Raw genomic sequence first — 18,225 nt, forward strand, 5'->3', positions numbered from 1 at the left:
AATTGTCAGTTATAAAAATAGAAGAAGCACTTAAGCTAGAGAAAGTAATATTTGTAGATGTAAGAACAGAAGGTGAATATGAAGAAGACCATATATTAAATGCGATTAATATGCCTATTTTTAAAAATAATGAGCATAATGAAGTTGGAACAATCTACAAAATGCAAGGAAAACATGAAGCAATACAAAAGGGTTTTGACTATGTCTCGTATAAGTTAAAAGATATGTATCTACAAGCAGCAAATCTTGCAACAAATTATGATAATATTGTTATATATTGTGCAAGAGGTGGAATGAGAAGTGGAAGTATAGTAAATGTATTATCATCATTAGGTGTAAATGTATATCAACTTGAAGGTGGATATAAGTCATATAGAAACTTTGTTTTAGAATATTTAAGAAATGTAATGGATACAAAAAACTTTGTATCTGTTCATGGATTGACTGGAGTAGGAAAGACTGACTTATTACATCTATTAGTGGAAAAAGGAATAGATGTATTGGATTTGGAAGGTATAGCTAAAAATAGTGGTTCTACTTTTGGTTTTATAACATTTGATAAAAAACCACCATCTCAAAAGAATTTTGAAACTAAGTTATTTGAAAGTATATTTTTCTCAAAGGAGGACTATATATTTGTTGAAAGTGAAAGTAAACGAGTTGGAAGCGTTACAGTTCCAAATGAGATTTTTGATGCTATGACACGAGAAGGACATCATATACTATTAGAATGTAATATTGAAAATAGAGTTAATAGACTTTGTAGAGACTATATTTATGATAAAGATAATATAGATGTCTTAAAAGAATGTATAAATAAATTTAGAAAAAGATTGGGTAATAAAGTAGTAGATGGCTATATTGAGTTATTAGAATCAGGTAAATATAAAGAGCTTGTAGAAAGATATCTTTTAGAATACTACGACCCGCTTTATATGCATTCAGTAGAGAAGTATAAGTACGATAAAGTTATAAACTTTAATGATACACAAAAAGCTTTAGAAGATGTTATGGACCTATATGAGAGCATATTGGAAGGAGAGAAGGAATGTTAAAAATAGCATTGGAATCATTAGGATGCTCAAAAAATTTAGTGGATGCAGAAATAATGATGGGAATTTTAAATAAAAAAGGCTATAAATTAATTGGAGATTTTGAAGAAGCTGATGTAATTATAGTAAACACATGTGGATTTATAGAATCGGCTAAACAAGAATCAATAGATACAATAATAGAATTTGCAGAATTAAAACAAACTGGCAACTTAAAGTTGTTGATAGTAACAGGGTGTTTGGCACAAAGATATTCTGAAGAATTAAAAGCTGAAATTCCAGAAATAGATGCTATAGTAGGTACAGGGAGCTATCAAAACATAGATGAGATACTTAAAGAATTAAGTGAAAAACATAAAATTGTAAGTCTTGATGATATAGAGTTTGTGTTTAATGAAGATTTACCAAGATACCTATCTACACCTAGTTATATGGCATATTTAAAAATCGGAGAAGGATGTTCTAATAATTGTACTTATTGTATAATACCAAAATTAAGAGGTAAATATAGAAGTAGAAAATTTGAAGATATAATTAAAGAAGCCAATAAACTAGCTGAATCTGGAGTAAAAGAACTTGTAGTTATAGCACAAGATACAACCAAATATGGTTTTGATTTGTATGGAAAAGAAAAATTGCCAGAACTTTTAGAAGAACTTGCAAAGATAGATGGATTTAAGTGGATAAGAGTTATGTATTCATATCCAGAATCTATAACAGAAGAATTGGTACAAGTTATAAAAAAACACGATAATATATGTAGTTACTTTGACATGCCAATTCAACATGCAAGTAATAATATTTTAAAATTAATGAATAGAAAAACTAGTAAAGAAGATATATTAAATAAAATAAATCTTATAAGAAGTAATATACCAGATGCAATACTTAGAACTACAATAATAGTAGGATTTCCTGGTGAAACAGAAGATGATTTTAAGCAACTTGTGGATTTTGTAAAAGAAGTTAAGTTTGATAGACTTGGTGCATTTGCATATTCAAGAGAAGAAGATACACCAGCAGATAGATTACCTAATCATATAGATGAGGAAATAAAAGTACAAAGAAGAGATACTTTAATGATGATTCAACAAAAAATATCTGAAGAACTTAATGATGAAAAAATAGGAAAGATATATGATGTTTTAATAGAAGAGCAGATAGAAGATAATGTATATACAGGAAGAACACAAGGTGATGCAGAAGAAATTGACAGTATAGTATATGTAAAAAGTGTGGACAATCTTGAAGTAGGAGAATTCGTAAGTGTTCAAATAAATGATGCAATGGAATACGATTTAATGGGAGATGTATTATATGAACTTGCCTAACAAATTAACTTTGTTTAGAATCTTTTTAATACCAGTATTTGTTTTAATTATGTTACTCAATGTACCAAACAAGTTTTTAATAGCTTGTATTATTTTTATAATAGCTTCAATTACTGACGCATTAGACGGAAAAATAGCTAGAAAATACAACTTGGTTACTGACTTTGGAAAGTTTATGGACCCATTAGCAGATAAGCTATTAGTAATTTCTGCACTTACATGTATGATAGAAGACCATCTTGTAAGTAGTTGGATGGTAATTATAATAGTAGCTAGAGAGCTTACAGTAAGTATATTAAGAGCTATAGCAGCTGCAGATGGTAAGGTAATAGCAGCTGGTAACAGTGGAAAACTTAAAACTATAACTCAGATGGTATCAATAGTATTTTTATTGATAGGAGCTCAGTTTGAGAGTGGATTAATCTTAAATGTGGGTGGAATTCTTATACTTATAGCGACATTACTTACTTTATATTCAGGGTGGGAATACCTATATAAAAATAAAGAGCTTTTTATGTCTTCTAAGTAAAAATGACTTATAAAGAAAAAATAATTGATTAATTAATAAAAAATAACAACTAAAAATTTTAAAAATGTAAAAAAGGGTATACTATTATAGTATACCTCTTTTCATTTTAAGAATATTTTCTTTTGTGTATATAATTATTAATAATGGTTTATAAATAAAAAGTAATGAATAAAAATATAATCATTAGTAGCGTTTTTAAATTGACTAGGTTTGATTTATGTTATATAATTAATATATAACAAGAGAACAAATGTTTGTAGATAAATGAAGGGATGGTATAGAGATGAGTGTAGATCAAGAAAAGTTAAAAGCGTTGAATGAAGCTTTAGGTAAAATTGAAAAAGATTTTGGTAAAGGTTCAGTAATGAAATTGGGAGAAGCAACGTCTATGTCTATAGATGTTATATCAACAGGAGCAATTGGTTTAGATATAGCAATTGGTATAGGAGGTCTACCTAGAGGGAGAATAGTTGAAGTATATGGGCCAGAATCTTCTGGTAAAACTACTGTTGCGCTTAGTTGTGTAGCATCAGCTCAAAAAGAGGGAGGAATAGCTGCATTTATAGATGCAGAACATGCACTTGACCCAGTATATGCAAAAGCATTGGGCGTGGATGTTGATAACCTAATAATATCTCAACCAGATACAGGTGAACAAGCTTTAGAAATAGCAGAGGCATTAATAAGAAGTGGAGCGATAGATATAATAGTAATAGACTCAGTAGCGGCATTAGTTCCAAAAGCTGAAATAGATGGAGATATGGGTGATTCTCATGTAGGTTTACAAGCAAGACTTATGTCTCAAGCACTTAGAAAATTAACTGGTTCAATTAAAAAATCAAATTGTGTTGCTATATTTATAAACCAGTTAAGAGAGAAAGTAGGAATAATGTTTGGAAATCCAGAAACTACTACTGGAGGACGTGCACTAAAGTTTTATTCATCAGTTAGACTGGATGTTAGAAAAATAGATACAATAAAACAAGGTGATAAAGTCATAGGAAGTAGAACGAGAGTTAAAGTTGTTAAGAACAAAGTAGCACCACCATTTAAACAAGCTGAATTTGATATAATGTATGGAGAGGGTATTTCAAAAATTGGAGACCTTTTAGATATAGCTGCTGACGTAGATATAGTTAAAAAATCAGGTTCATGGTATAGTTACAATGATACTAAACTTGGACAAGGAAGAGAAAATGTTAAAAAATTCTTGGAAGATAATTTGGATTTAACTAATGAAATAGACGAGAAAGTTAGAGCATTTTACAACTTAACTGGAGAAAGTGAAGAATCAAGTAACCCAGTATCAAAAGAAATTGTAGAAGAAGAAGTAAAAATACAAAAAAATAACTAGTAATTAAAGACATGCCACGCTCCCTATTAGCTTGACACAATGTTGAAAAAATTATAAAATTAAGTGAGGATAAAATATCTAAATTTAATTTTAATTATTAGGAATATTTTTTAATCATAGTGATGACATTTTGGGATTATTAACGAAGGAGGTGGATGTCATAGATAGTGTAGTAATGATTGTAATAGGTGCAGCTGTTGGTATTATAGCTGGATATTTTGTTAGAAAAAATATATCTGAAGCAAAACTTGGACAAGCTGAAAACTTGGCCAAAGAAATAATAGATAAAGCACACCACGACTCAGAAACAGTACAAAAAGAAAAATTATTAGAAGCTAAAGAAGAGATCCATAAGTGGAGAACAGAAGCTGAAAGAGAAAACAGAGAAAGAAGAACAGAAGTACAAAAATATGAAAAAAGAGTAGTACAAAAAGAAGAAGTCTTAGATAGAAAATTACAAAATTTGGAATCTAAAGAATTAAATCTCAGCGAAAAACTAAAGGTAGTTGAAAAGAAAGAAGAAGAAGTTGAAGTAATTAAATCTCAGCAATTGGAAAAATTAGAAAGTATATCAGGAATTACTTCTGATAAAGCTAAAGAAATAATTTTAACAAATGCAGAGAGAGATGTAAGACGTGAAATGTCTATAATGATAAAAGAGATAGAAAGTCAAGCTAAAGAAGAAGCTGATAAGAAATCAAGAGAAATTATAGGATATGCAATTCAAAAATGTGCAGCAGATCACGTAGCAGAAACTACTGTAACAGTAGTAAACTTACCTAATGATGAAATGAAAGGTAGAATAATCGGTAGAGAAGGTAGAAATATAAGGACTTTAGAAACTTTAACAGGTATAGACCTTATAATAGATGACACTCCAGAAGCTGTAATTTTATCAGGATTTGATCCAATAAGAAGAGAAATTGCAAGAATTGCTCTAGAAAAACTAATAGCAGATGGAAGAATACATCCAGCTAGAATTGAAGAAATGGTTGAAAAGGCAAGAAAAGAAGTTGACAATATTATAAAAGAATATGGTGAACAAGCTGCATTTGAAACTAGTGTACATGGAATTCATCCAGAACTAATAAGATTATTAGGCAGACTTAACTATAGAACTAGTTATGGACAAAATGTCCTTAAACACTCTATAGAAGTTGCTCATATAGCTGGTATAATGGCTGCTGAAATAGGAGCAGATATTAGATTAGCAAAAAGAGCAGGTTTACTACATGATATAGGTAAGGCTGTAGACCATGAGATGGAAGGTACACATGTTGAAATAGGTATGGATTTACTTAGACGTTATAAAGAATCTAAAGAAGTTATACATGCAATGAGTACTCATCATGGAGATTATGAACCTCAGACTGTAGAAGCTGTATTAGTTACAGCAGCAGATGCAATATCAGCTGCTAGACCTGGTGCTAGAAGAGAAACTTTAGAAGCTTATATCAAGAGACTTGAAAAGCTAGAAGAAATAGCTAATTCATATGAAGGTGTAGAAAAATCATTTGCTATACAAGCTGGTAGAGAAATCAGAATAATGGTAAAACCAGAGGCTATAAATGATGAAGAGATACACTTATTAGCTAGAGATATGACTAAGAAAATAGAGGATGAGCTTGAGTATCCTGGACAAATAAAAGTAAGTATAATAAGAGAAACAAGAGCTATAGAGTACGCCAAATAAAAGAAATAATATCTAAATAATAATAAAAAATATTTTTAGAATTTTAGATTTGCCACAAGATATAAATAATATATCTTGTGGCTTTTTAATTATAAAAAATATATTTACCAGTATATGGAATTAATATAATAGATAAATATATTAATTATAAAGCATTGATAAAATAAATATTTATATATGTATTGTTTATATAATTATTTAAATTTGTTTGATATAATAAAATGATAAAATAATATATTATGTTTAAATAAATGTTTTTAAGTCATATAATTTTCTTATATATTTAAATATATAAGAAAATTAGCATTTATTTTATGGAGGAAACTATTGTGGGAAAGAAAACATCTAGGTGGAATACATTTTATTTGCCAATAATACTAACTTTGTCAGTGATATTGCTACTTATTTGTGCTTCAAAAGCGGATAATCATCCAAATTTTAAAAATAATCTTATTCCAGTTTCATTTATTGGAGAATATCAAGTACCTAAGTCTGGAAAATTCAAACCTTTTATTGATGTAGATTCACTTAAGAATATAAGAAAAGAAACTATTTATTTACGTGGTCATTTTAATAAAGATATTCCAGCAGGACAAACTCTTTTACTACATATCAGTCATTTGAAGGTTAATATTAGAGTATCTAATAAGGAAGTGTTTTCTACTAATAGTATAAATGCAAATAATACGCTGACTAAATCTACAGGACATATGTGGACAGGATTTAAATCAAGTGGCATATCATCCAATGACTTAGTAGAAATAACCATACAACGAGTGTACTCTAGTGGTAGAGCGTTACAATTAGTATGTTTTTTTGATGAAATGCAGATTGGCTCTAAAGGCGATTTAATTGTTAGTGTGCTTCATGAAAATAAGATTGGTCTTATGTTCACAATGTTAACAATATCTTTTGGACTATTTGGTCTAATTGCAAGTATTATTTTATTTTGCTTGAAAAGTGAGCTAACACGTCAGATTTTTTTATTGTCATGGTTTGCTATAGCTGGAGGAATTTGGTGTCTAGCAGATTTTAACGTACTTACTTTTATAATTCAATCTCCAACTCTAGTTGGTATTTTAGAGTTACTTACACAATTTTTTCTTCCTACTTTTGGCACGCTCTATCTAGCTACTTATTTAACTGGGTGGAGGTCGAAAACTATAAATATAGGTGTGTATGGAATAATGACTAGTATATTACTTTGTGTTATTCTTCAAATATTACGAATATATGATTTACATGAATTCCTTATAGTACAAAATATTATGTGTATCTTAATTGTACTACTTGGTATGGGATGTCTAGTTATAGAAATTATATTATATAGAGCAATTGATGCTAAAATAGCACTGTTTACATACTTACCAGTAGTGATTGGCGGTATTCTGGAAATAGCAAATTACTATACTATATATATTAGAGAATTGTCCTTTTTTTGTGTGGGTTTTTTAACTACTATTATATTTCAAATTGGACATATTATGCTATCCATAAAAAGAAAAGAGAAGCTTCAAAAGAAATTGGAAAATGAATTGATGGAAAATCGAATTTCTATAATGCTTAGCCAAATACAACCCCATTTTTTGTATAATGCACTTAATACTATTCAGTATTTGTGTAAGCATGATTCTAATATGGCATGTGAAGCAGTAGAAAAATTTTCTTCTTATCTTCGTGGAAATATGGATTCTCTTACACAAAAAAAATTGATTCCTTTTAATAAAGAATTATCACATCTAAAAAATTATCTGTGTATAGAGTTATTGCGCTTTGGAGAACGTGTAAAAATTAAGTATGAACTTCTAACTACTGATTTTTATATTCCTGTTCTTACCATACAACCAATTGTTGAGAATGCAATACGGCATGGAATTACAAAGAAAAAAGAAGGAGGAACAATCGTAATATCAACTTCAAGAGATAAAGAAAATATTTATATTGTTATAAAAGATGATGGAGTAGGATTTAAAGAACTTGAAAAAATGAATGATGGAAAAAATCATGTTGGGATTAAAAATGTAAAAAGGCGATTAAAGACACAGTGTAATGGAAGTTTAACCATAGAAAGTTTTATAGGAAAAGGGACAATAGTAACAATAATCATACCTATTAGAAAGGAGTCAAATTATGAATATAATTGTTGTAGATGATGAGCCAATTGCTCTTAAAAATATGAATGAAAAGTTATTATATATTTCTGAGATTGAAGAAATTACTCTTTTTGATGAACCTCAGTCTGCATTAAATTATTTAAAAAAACACTCTGTAGATATTGCATTTCTTGATATTGAGATGTATGATATGAGCGGATTAGAGTTTGCACTCTTAGCAAAAAATATTTTACCCAACATAAATATAATCTTTGTAACTGGTTACTCAGAATATGCAGTAGATGCTTTTTCGATACATGCTAGTGGTTATCTTCTTAAGCCTGTGACAGTAGAAAGAATAAAGAAAGAAATCGAAAATTTACGTACACCTATTGCTTTGAAACCGAAAAATCGTATCTTTATTCATACATTTGGTAATTTTGAAGTATTTGTAGATAAAAAACCATTAATCTTTTCTAGAGCAAAATCAAAAGAATTACTTGCTTATTTAGTGGATAGAAAAGGGGCGAGTGTAACTATTGCTGAAATAGCAGCAGTACTTTGGGAAGATAGAGAATATAATCGTTCTTTACAAAATCAAACACAAACAGTAATATCGAATATGATGAAAACTATGAAAGATGCAAATATCGAACATATAATAGTTAAAAAATGGAATAGTATCGCAGTAGATATTACAAAGTTTGATTGTGATTATTATAATATGCTTACATGGGATATGATGGCGGTGAATACATATTCTGGAGAATATATGACAAATTATAGTTGGGCAGAACTGACTACAGGAATGTTATATCAAAAAACTTTTAATCAATGTTATTGTGAAAGATAAATAATATATTTGAAAAAAATATAAATTTTTTTAGACTTTTAATTTTGATGATGTGCTTTAGATGTGCTTTGTCTATTATATTAATATATATTAATAATAAAACTAATATAATTCATTTATATTAGTAGAATGATTTTAGTATTTTAACAAATAATTTTGTATGAGATATTTGTATATTTCTGTTTTTTTATAAAAAGTAATAGATTAATATAAAAAATTTAAAGTTTTAAAAAGTTTAATACTTGAAATAATTATATTTAAAGAAGGTGAAAATACAATGAAGCCAAAGTGAGGGTTAAAGAGGGGACAGATTATGAAGAAAAATACACTTTTACATACAAATATTGTTGTTTGTATTATTATTACTCTTGGTTTTGTAGCTACTTCTGTAATTGGATATCAATCTAATACTAATATTTTTAAAAATGATATTGAGCATGTATCTACATTAGCTGCTGAAGGTATTTATTATCAGATAGATAAAATCCTTTCAGAGCCTATAAATGTGTCTCTTACCATGGCAAATGATAGTTTATTAAAAAACTTTTTAAATGGAGAGAAAGAACATTTAAATGATGAAGAGTTTATTCATAAACTACAAGATTACTTGAATGCATACAGGAATAAGTACTCATATGATTCTGTTTTTCTAGTATCGACCAAAACGAATAATTATTATCATTTTAATGGTCTTGATAGAAATCTTAGTGATAAGAATTCTGAGAATCAATGGTATTATGATTTCCTAAAGAATAATGAGGAATATTCATTAAATGTTGATAATGATGAAGCAAGTAATAATAGTATTACAGTGTTTGTAAACTGTAAGATAAAAGATAATGATGGTTCAACTATGGGAATTATAGGAGTTGGATTAAAGGTTAATTCATTACAAAAGTTGCTTAAAGAATATGATGATAAATTCGATGTTGTAGCACGTTTAATTGATGATAGAGGATTTGTACAATTAACATCAGATAAAACTGGTTATGAGCATATAAATTTTTTTGAAAATTCTAGTAGTGATTTATCTGATTCAAAAGAGTTAATACTAAATAATAAAAAAGAACAAAAGAGTTTTTGGAATTCATCTGAAAAATCAAAAAGTTATGTTGTATGTCAATATATATCTAGTTTAAAATGGCATCTTGTTTTAGAAAATGATTTGACTATAATGAGTAAGCAATTTCAAACACAATTTCTAAAAGGAATTGCAATTATAATTTTGATTATAATATTTGTACTTTTTACAATTACACGTGTGCTTAAGAAGTATAAGAACCAAATAATGAAGCTTAGTGTATCCCAAAAATTAGAATATCAAAAGTTGCTGAGTCAATCTACTGAAGAACTTTATGAAAATATTTTTGAGATTGATGTCACTAATAATAGAGCTGGTTGTGAAGATTTAAATAGATATTTTCATGATTTTGGGTTAGATATTAATACACCATATGATGAAGCACTACATACAATTGCTAAAGAACAAATAAAAGAAGAGTATGCACAGGGGTATTTAGATACATTCTTACCAGAAAATGTTCTTAAGTGTTATAATAGTGGAATTAATAATATTAGCTATGATTTTTTAATTAAGACAGACGAGGAAAATTATCACTGGATTAGAATTAATGCACGAATTTTCTTTTGGACATCAGATGAATCTGTTCGTATGATATCTTATCGTAAAAATATAGATGAAGAGAAAAATAGAGAATTGTTACTCCTTGAACGTTCTCAACGTGATTCTCTTACTGGTCTTTACAATAAGGGGGTAACAGAAGAATTTATTAGTTCATTTTTAGAAAATAAAAATAATCAAGATTCAGAACATGTTTTTCTAATATTTGATATTGATGATTTTAAAAATGTAAATGATAAGTATGGTCATGCATTTGGAGATTTTATTATAAGTGAGTTTGCATTGGAGTTGAAATCTCAATTTCGTGAGGATGATATTGTAGGGCGTATTGGTGGAGATGAGTTTGTGGTATTAATAAAAAACTTTAACACCAATAACTATGTACTTGTAGATAAATTAGAGCGTTTTTGTTCTAAAATTAACCAAAAAAGATTTGCTGGACATATGGAGTTTTCTATTACATGTAGTATTGGGGTAGCGATGTATCCTGAACATGGTTATGTATATTCTGAGTTATATGAAAAAGCAGACCAAGCACTTTATTATGCAAAAAGTCATGGAAAAAATTCTTATCATGTATTTTCAGATGATTCTGCTGATAGCATGTCATTTCACATAGACCCTAGAGATATAAAGGTATTATTAGAAATGGCTACTGATGGTGTTGTCAAATTTGCTTGCATGGAGAATTTGAAATTACTTTATTTTAATCAAAAAATGCTTGAATTCACTGGATATTCTGCACAATCTGTTTCATCTGAAGATTTTGATGTTCTTTCACCAGTATTACAAGATGACTTGCAAATAGTAACTGATACATTGGAAAAAGCAATTTCTAAAAGAGAAACTTTTGAAGTAGTTTTCCGCTTCTGCCATACAGATGGTCATGTTTTTCCTGTAAGAATGCAAGGTAAGTTTGTAAACGAATTATATCAAAATCGTTATCCTGTTTTTTATGCGATTTATACAGATATATCAAATCTTAATATTATATCAGAAGATAAAAATTAAACATTATAGTAAAATAAAAAATTAATATAATAGTATCAACATGTAAAGATTATAAATAAAACCTGCTAATAAAAATAGATAGTTTTTTGGCAGGTTTTTAAATTTTTTAATAATAAATTTTTATGTTTTTAGACGATAAAGTTTGGCATTTTAAAGATATTACTTATCATTTTAAAAATTAATTATTTACATAAAACATTTTATAAGAATAAATATCTATACTTATTGCAACTTTTCTTCAAAAGTTTTGTATTTATTTGTATTTATTTTGAATTTATTTACTAAATTTGCCTATAAAAAGTATATATAAAAATATAGTTCAAAATGGTATAATTAAGTATAACAGAAGGAGGTAATGTAAGTGAGCCAATACATAAATATAAACTCTCAGTTAGACGCCCTAAAATTGAAAGAATTCGAGAAATTATTTTACGGAGATATCAATGAGGACGTTAAAGTAGTGCCAAAAGTTACTCCTTTTAAAGGAATAAATACTGATTTGTTGTATGTCAAAAATGGAAAAATTTTATTTATAAAATTTATGGATACAACAGAAGATATATTTTTTATTTTGGAAGAAGAGTTACTTGAAGTTATGAATGAGGAATATGAGCTTTTGAAACTAAAAATGGGACAAAAGAATAGAAATATAAGCTATAATTACGTTTACATTATGCCATATGTTGAAGTAGAAGAAGCATATGAGTTTGGAGAATTTGTTAATAATAATATAATAGATAAAAATAAGCTTCAAGATATAATGAATAAAGGTTCACTAGATGAATTTCTTAGTGAAAAAAACGATGAAATAAATTTAAATTTATTTTTATTAGATATATGCTCAGAGTACTATATAATAAATGATAAACTTCATTTAAATGAAAAATTTAAAAAGATTTCTTTCTATAATGATGACTATAAGTATACAGCAACTATGATGGAAGAAGTTCAAATTAAAGATGCTGTTTCTATTAAATATGGAAATACACTTATTGAAGGTGGTTCTGGTATAGGAAAGACAGCAATTATGCTTTCAAGAGCTATAAAGCTAGCAAAAGTATATCCACATCATAAATTAATCATATTTACACATACAAAGCAATTATGCAATGAGCTTCGAGAGAGGATAGAGCTATTGTATAAAGATAATAATAATTTAGAAGTCCATACATTTAGTTCTTTTATATTTAAACTCGCTAAAAAATACAACTTAATTGTAGACTACAATATGTTAAAAAATGATTATGAAAAAACTTTTAATAATCTAGTAAAACAAGCACAGAACATTATAAAAAATAAAAATATGTTTAAAGCCATTTTTGTTGATGAAGCAGAAAGTTTTTTAGATTATGAGATAGATTTTATAAGAGAGTTTTTATATAAAACCAAATTTATATTTAATGTGTGTTCTTGTAATTCTTTGAATATCTCTAATAGATTAAATATATTTAAAACGTTATATAGCAATATAGAGTTTGATGATAAGCTTATCTTAAGCAGAAATTATAGACAAGCTAAAGAGATTGTAGATTTTGCAAATAAATTTTCAAATAATTCTAACTCATATATTAATGAATTAAGACCAAATACAAAGTTTAATACTTTTTTTAATACCGAAGCACTTAGAAGTGGTAATAAATCTGTTGATATAATAAAGGTAAGTGACCTTGATGACCAGATAAGTTCTGTAATATGGGAAATTGAATACCTGATAAGTAAAAAGGGGCTTGATTATTCTGAAGTTGCTATTGTATATCCTTACAATAAGAAAAAGTTAAAAAGTGGAAAAACTATTTATTTTCAATACATGCTAAAAAAAGCTTTAGAAGAAGCAAAAATTCCTTATATATGTGCAGAAGACAATCTGACAAATATAAGTAAGAAGGTAGGAACTACAATAGCAAATATATATTCTATAAAGAATTTGGAATACAAAGCAGTGATAATATGTGAGCTAGAAATGTTATACAATCAAACTATAAATGATACAGAGCAAGATTACCAAGTAAATGACTTTGTGGGAGATTTAAATAAGGTTTATTTGGCTATGAGTAGAGCAACTGATTATTTAAGTATAGTAACAACTTTTAATGAGGATGCAAGTGATATAATAAGAATTATCACAGAATCAAAAGAGAACTAGAAAAAACTTCTATAAGTAAATTAAAAGAGACTGAGATGTGTAAAATAAATTTTACCAATTCAGTCTCTTATTTTCTTAATCCACTTTTCCAATATTATTAAGAGGTAAAAGTCTTACCATAACCTTACCAAGAATTTCATCCTCATCAACCATACCTACATCAGGAAATCTACTATCATTACTGTTTTCTCTATTATCTCCCATCGTAAATAGTTTACCTTTTGGAACAACTGTATCTATATCTCCAGAAGTGTAATTATTGTGTATATATGGTTCATTTAATAACTTTCCATTTACATATACTTTGGAATCTGATATTTTTATACTGTCACCTTCAGTAGCTATAACTCTTTTTATTAAGTCTTTTTTCTTTCCTGTATCGCCATCAACTAAATTGGTTTTAAAAACGACAATATCGCCTTTCTCAGGTTTACCAACTCTGTATGATATTCTATTTAAAATTAGATAGTCTTTATCGTCTAAAGTAGGATACATCGATTCTCCACTGACAATAGAAGGTCTTATAAATTGTAGGATTACAAATGCAAGTACAATAGCCATAGCTATTGACTTAGCCCAATCAAATATTTCTTTTTTAACACTCATAATTTTTCTCCTTATCATTTGTTATTAAATTAGAATACATTAGAATAGAAAGAAATAAGCAAGAACAATTATACCCAAGACTATTCTATAATAACCAAAGACTTTGAAGTCATGTTTTTTGATATAGTCCATAAAGAATTTAATAACTACAATTGAAACAATAAATGCTACTATAGAACCAACACCTAAAATAAGCCATTCAAATCCACTAAATCCAAATCCAGCTTTTAAAAGCTTTAATGCACTAGCTCCAAGCATTGTAGGGATAGCCAAGAAGAATGAAAATTCTGCAGCTACATATCTAGAAGCACCAAGTAACACTGCACCTATTATAGTTGAACCAGACCTAGATGTACCTGGTATAAGAGCTAAACATTGGAATAATCCTATACAAAGAGCTAACTTATATGTAACTTGAGAAAAATCCTTATACTTAGGTCTTTTATTTCTCTTTTCAAGTCCTATCATTATTATACCATATACAATAAGAGCAATAGCAACTACTGTTGAATTGAAGAATAATCTATCTATATCATCTTCAAAAAGTATTCCAATAACTCCAGATGGTATAACTGCAATTATAACTTTAAGCCATAAGCGAACTGTTTCTTTTTTTTGTTTAATATTCTTTGAGCTATCAAAAGGATTTAACTTTTTAAAGAATATAACAAGTACTGCTAATATTGAACCAAATTGAATTACAACCAAAAATGTACTTATAAATGTATCTGAAAAATTCAATTTTATAAACTCATCAACTAATATCATATGCCCTGTACTACTTACTGGTAGCCATTCTGTGATTCCTTGAACTATTCCTAAAATGACTGCCTTAAAAACTTCAAGCAAACTAAATGTTTCCAAACCAAAATACCTCCAATACAAATTTATAGTAGCATATTTTATTCATATATTAACAAAAAAATGCCACCTTTTACTAACTTATAATACCATAGTACTGTGTAGTGCACAATGGAAGATTGATATTTTCATAAAACCTTCATAATTTGACAAAGTAAAGTTAGAGCTTATCTATTGAATAAGGGGTATATTTGAAGGGGAAATATATGGTATAGTAAAAGTATAACGATTTTATTTTATGAGAAGGAAAGGAGTTATTATGTATAGTACAAAAATACTAGATGATTATGAGTACGAAACCTTTAATGTTTTTTCTACAAAATTAAACCCAAATACAAAACACGATTATTTATCAAAGGTTATACTGTTTAAAGAGTTCTTAAAAGGGAAAGAATTGATTTATGCGACAAAAGAAGATTGTAAAAATTTTGTAGACTATATACAGACCAAATATGCAAAATCAACTTGTGAAAAGATATATAGTTATTTACATAGTTTTTATAACTTCTTAAAGAAAGAAGGATACATAGATATAAATCCATTTAGGTATGTAGAGAAACCAACAGTAACAAGAATAAAAACAAAAGATGATGTCCTAAGTATACAAGAAATAAATAAACTTATAGGTATTTTACCAAAATTAAATATAAGAGATAGAGTAATAATAGTCTGTCTAGTTACTACTGGGTGTTTATTAAATGAATTGGTTAACTTGAAGTGGAAAGACCTTATGGTAGATGAAAACGATAACTCGTACGTGAGACTGGGAAAAGGAAGAAAAGAGAGGGTAGTTAAGTTGCATCCGTACTTCTTTAAACTATTAGAAGATTATAGGAATTATTCTGGGCTTCCTGAGGTAATAATACCTAATGATGACTTTATTTTTACTACTCAAAAAAGTAATTCTATAACAGATAGAAATGTCAGACTTATAGTCAAAAAAGCTTTAGATTTAGCAGGGCTTTCTCAATATTCAGCAAGAGACTTTAGACATTCATTTGCAGCAATAAGTTTAAGACTTGGAGCAGATGAAAGTGATGTAAAAAATCAACTTGGTTGGAGTGACAAATACTATGCAATTAGATATAAATATGTATTAAATTTTGTCGATAGCGAAATAGTGGATTATCTTATTGAAAAAGATAATTTAGATATAAATAAAAAATAGTAATAAATAAAAAATACTATATATAAATGTGAACAAAAAATAAAAAAGCCTTGTTATAGTTCGTAAAATTATATATAATTATTTATGTACTAATTTGTACACACTAATCACATGACAAAAGATTTAAGGAAGGTGCTAAATAATGATAGATAATAAATATACTACGTACTCAAATCCACTTACAGATAGATACTGCAGCAAAGATATGAGCTATATATTTTCTCCACAATTTAAATTTTCTACATGGAGAAGACTATGGGTTGCTCTTGCAGAAGGTGAACATGAGTTAGGAATAAATATAACTGAAGAACAATTAGATGAGCTAAGAGCTAATATAGATAATATAAATTTTGACGAAGCTAGAAAAATAGAGAAAGAAGTAAGACATGATGTAATGTCTCATGTAAAAGCATATGGTTTACAGTGTGAAAAAGCCAAAGGAATAATACATTTAGGGGCAACATCTGCATATGTTGGAGATAATACAGATGTTATACAAATGAATGAAGCGTTAAAACTTCTAAGAGTAAAGCTTGTAAACTTAATAAATAATTTAAACGAATTTGCACTTAAGTATAAGGATATGCCAGCTCTTGGGTTTACACATTTTCAAGCAGCACAACTTACAACAGTAGGTAAAAGAGCTTGTTTATGGGCTCAAGATTTAATACTTGATTTGGAAGATTTGAATTACAGAATAGATAATATGAAATTAAGAGGAGTTAAAGGAACTACTGGTACTCAAGCAAGTTTTTTAAGCTTATTTGAGGGAGACCATGAAAAAGTGAAAGAGTTAGATAAAAAAATCTGCAAAAAGATGGGATATAATTCTTCTTATGCAGTAAGTGGACAAACATATACTAGAAAATTAGACTATCAAGTGATAAGTATACTATCAGGGATAGCTCAAAGTATGCATAAAATGACTAATGATATAAGACTTTTACAAAGTTTAAAAGAATTAGAAGAGCCATTTGAAAAGAATCAAATAGGTTCATCAGCAATGGCTTATAAGAGAAATCCAATGAGAAGTGAGAGAATAGCATCTTTATCTAAGTATATAATCTCTGAATCTTTAAGCCCTGCAATGGTACAAGCTACTCAATGGTTAGAGAGAACATTAGATGATTCAGCTAATAAGAGATTAGCTATACCTCAAGCTTTTATGGCAGCAGATGCAATACTTGAAATAGGCATAAATGTAACTGATGGTTTAGTAGTATACGAGAATATGATAAATAAACGTGTAAATGAGGAACTTCCTTTTATGGCTACAGAAACAATACTTATGGAAGCTGTAAAAAGAGGTGGAGATAGACAAGAGTTACATGAGATAATAAGAGAATACTCTATGAAAGCTGCATATAGAGTTAAACATGAAGGTAAGGATAATAATCTAATTGAGCTTATAATGAATGATGATTCATTTAAAATGAGCAAAGAAGAAATATTATCTATAATGGACCCAAAAAACTTTATAGGTAGAGCACCAGAACAAGTTGTGGAGTTTGCAAATGAAGTTGTAGAACCAGCTATAAAAGATTATAAAGAAGATTTAGGAAAAGTAGATGTGGATTTAAGAGTATAGAAGTATACAGATAATCAAAAATGGCTATCTTATTTATAAATAAGATAGCCATTTTAATGGGCTAGCGTCTGCTCTTCATCGCTATGAAGAGTTCTTCCTTATTTACTATACCATGAATTAAAAAAAATAGCTATATAAATAGTGTTTAATAAGAATAATATAAATAAAATTAAATAAAATAATAAGATTGCTAATTAAATTTAAACATTCAGTAAAAACTATTGTGCTTGCAATATTTTTAATGTAAACTGAAATAAAGTTATTTAGATAATTTAATAAATTTAAAAACAACCGAGGTGAT

13 protein-coding genes are annotated in these 18,225 nt (G+C 27.9%); 11 read left to right on the plus strand and 2 right to left on the minus strand.

Features of this window, described 5'->3' with window-relative positions; genetic code table 11:
- The first annotated feature begins 2 nt into the window (after positions 1-2).
- The 9 genes from mnmH (at position 3) to ACTG46_RS06690 (ending at position 13,701) form a co-directional block, all read left to right on the plus strand.
- Positions 3-1,055 carry a tRNA 2-selenouridine(34) synthase MnmH gene (gene mnmH / locus ACTG46_RS06650; RefSeq protein WP_054276318.1) on the plus strand — a complete coding sequence of 351 codons (1,053 nt, stop codon included), beginning with the start codon at positions 3-5 and terminating at the stop codon, positions 1,053-1,055.
- On the plus strand, positions 1,049-2,383 hold the full coding sequence (rimO, locus tag ACTG46_RS06655; protein ID WP_479923789.1) for a 30S ribosomal protein S12 methylthiotransferase RimO: 1,335 nt from the start codon (positions 1,049-1,051) through the stop codon (positions 2,381-2,383). Before mnmH ends, rimO begins: the two co-directional genes overlap by 7 nt.
- Positions 2,370-2,912 carry a CDP-diacylglycerol--glycerol-3-phosphate 3-phosphatidyltransferase gene (pgsA, locus tag ACTG46_RS06660; RefSeq protein ID WP_054269811.1) on the plus strand — a complete coding sequence of 181 codons (543 nt, stop codon included), beginning with the start codon at positions 2,370-2,372 and terminating at the stop codon, positions 2,910-2,912. Before rimO ends, pgsA begins: the two co-directional genes overlap by 14 nt.
- Positions 2,913-3,195: 283 nt before the next feature.
- Complete coding sequence (gene recA, locus ACTG46_RS06665; protein ID WP_054269812.1) at positions 3,196-4,266, plus strand: recombinase RecA; 1,071 nt, start codon at positions 3,196-3,198, stop codon at positions 4,264-4,266.
- A 151-nt stretch (positions 4,267-4,417) separates the two neighbouring features.
- Complete coding sequence (rny, locus tag ACTG46_RS06670) at positions 4,418-5,959, plus strand: ribonuclease Y (protein ID WP_054269964.1); 1,542 nt, start codon at positions 4,418-4,420, stop codon at positions 5,957-5,959.
- Positions 5,960-6,288: 329 nt separating this feature from the next.
- Positions 6,289-8,112, plus strand: a complete 1,824-nt coding sequence (locus ACTG46_RS06675; RefSeq protein WP_479923790.1) for a sensor histidine kinase — start codon at positions 6,289-6,291, stop codon at positions 8,110-8,112.
- Positions 8,090-8,905, plus strand: coding sequence for a LytR/AlgR family response regulator transcription factor (locus ACTG46_RS06680; RefSeq protein WP_479923791.1), 816 nt, complete (start codon positions 8,090-8,092; stop codon positions 8,903-8,905). The genes ACTG46_RS06675 and ACTG46_RS06680 overlap by 23 nt, the downstream gene beginning before the upstream one ends.
- Positions 8,906-9,218: 313 nt before the next feature.
- Positions 9,219-11,558, plus strand: a complete 2,340-nt coding sequence (locus ACTG46_RS06685) for a sensor domain-containing diguanylate cyclase (protein ID WP_479923792.1) — start codon at positions 9,219-9,221, stop codon at positions 11,556-11,558.
- A gap of 361 nt (positions 11,559-11,919) precedes the next feature.
- The gene (locus tag ACTG46_RS06690) at positions 11,920-13,701 is read left to right on the plus strand and encodes a UvrD-helicase domain-containing protein (protein WP_479923793.1); all 1,782 of its coding nucleotides are present in this window, start codon (positions 11,920-11,922) and stop codon (positions 13,699-13,701) included.
- A gap of 75 nt (positions 13,702-13,776) precedes the next feature.
- Here ACTG46_RS06690 and lepB read toward each other — a convergent pair whose 3' ends face one another.
- Together lepB and ACTG46_RS06700 are read right to left on the minus strand one after the other, a co-directional pair.
- Positions 13,777-14,307 (minus strand): signal peptidase I, encoded by a 531-nt coding sequence (gene lepB / locus ACTG46_RS06695; RefSeq protein ID WP_054276324.1) that lies wholly within the window; start codon positions 14,305-14,307, stop codon positions 13,777-13,779.
- A gap of 39 nt (positions 14,308-14,346) precedes the next feature.
- The gene (locus tag ACTG46_RS06700) at positions 14,347-15,171 is read right to left on the minus strand and encodes an undecaprenyl-diphosphate phosphatase (protein ID WP_054269818.1); all 825 of its coding nucleotides are present in this window, start codon (positions 15,169-15,171) and stop codon (positions 14,347-14,349) included.
- Between the two features lie 256 nt (positions 15,172-15,427).
- On the opposite strand from ACTG46_RS06700, the gene ACTG46_RS06705 reads away from it, so the two are divergent.
- A complete protein-coding gene (locus tag ACTG46_RS06705) occupies positions 15,428-16,336 on the plus strand; it encodes a tyrosine-type recombinase/integrase (protein ID WP_479923794.1) in 909 nt (302 codons plus the stop codon).
- Between the two features lie 142 nt (positions 16,337-16,478).
- On the plus strand, positions 16,479-17,924 hold the full coding sequence (gene purB / locus ACTG46_RS06710) for an adenylosuccinate lyase (RefSeq protein ID WP_479923795.1): 1,446 nt from the start codon (positions 16,479-16,481) through the stop codon (positions 17,922-17,924).
- Positions 17,925-18,225 lie beyond the last annotated feature (301 nt).

It is taken from the genome of Clostridioides sp. LIBA-7678 (assembly GCF_056716065.1).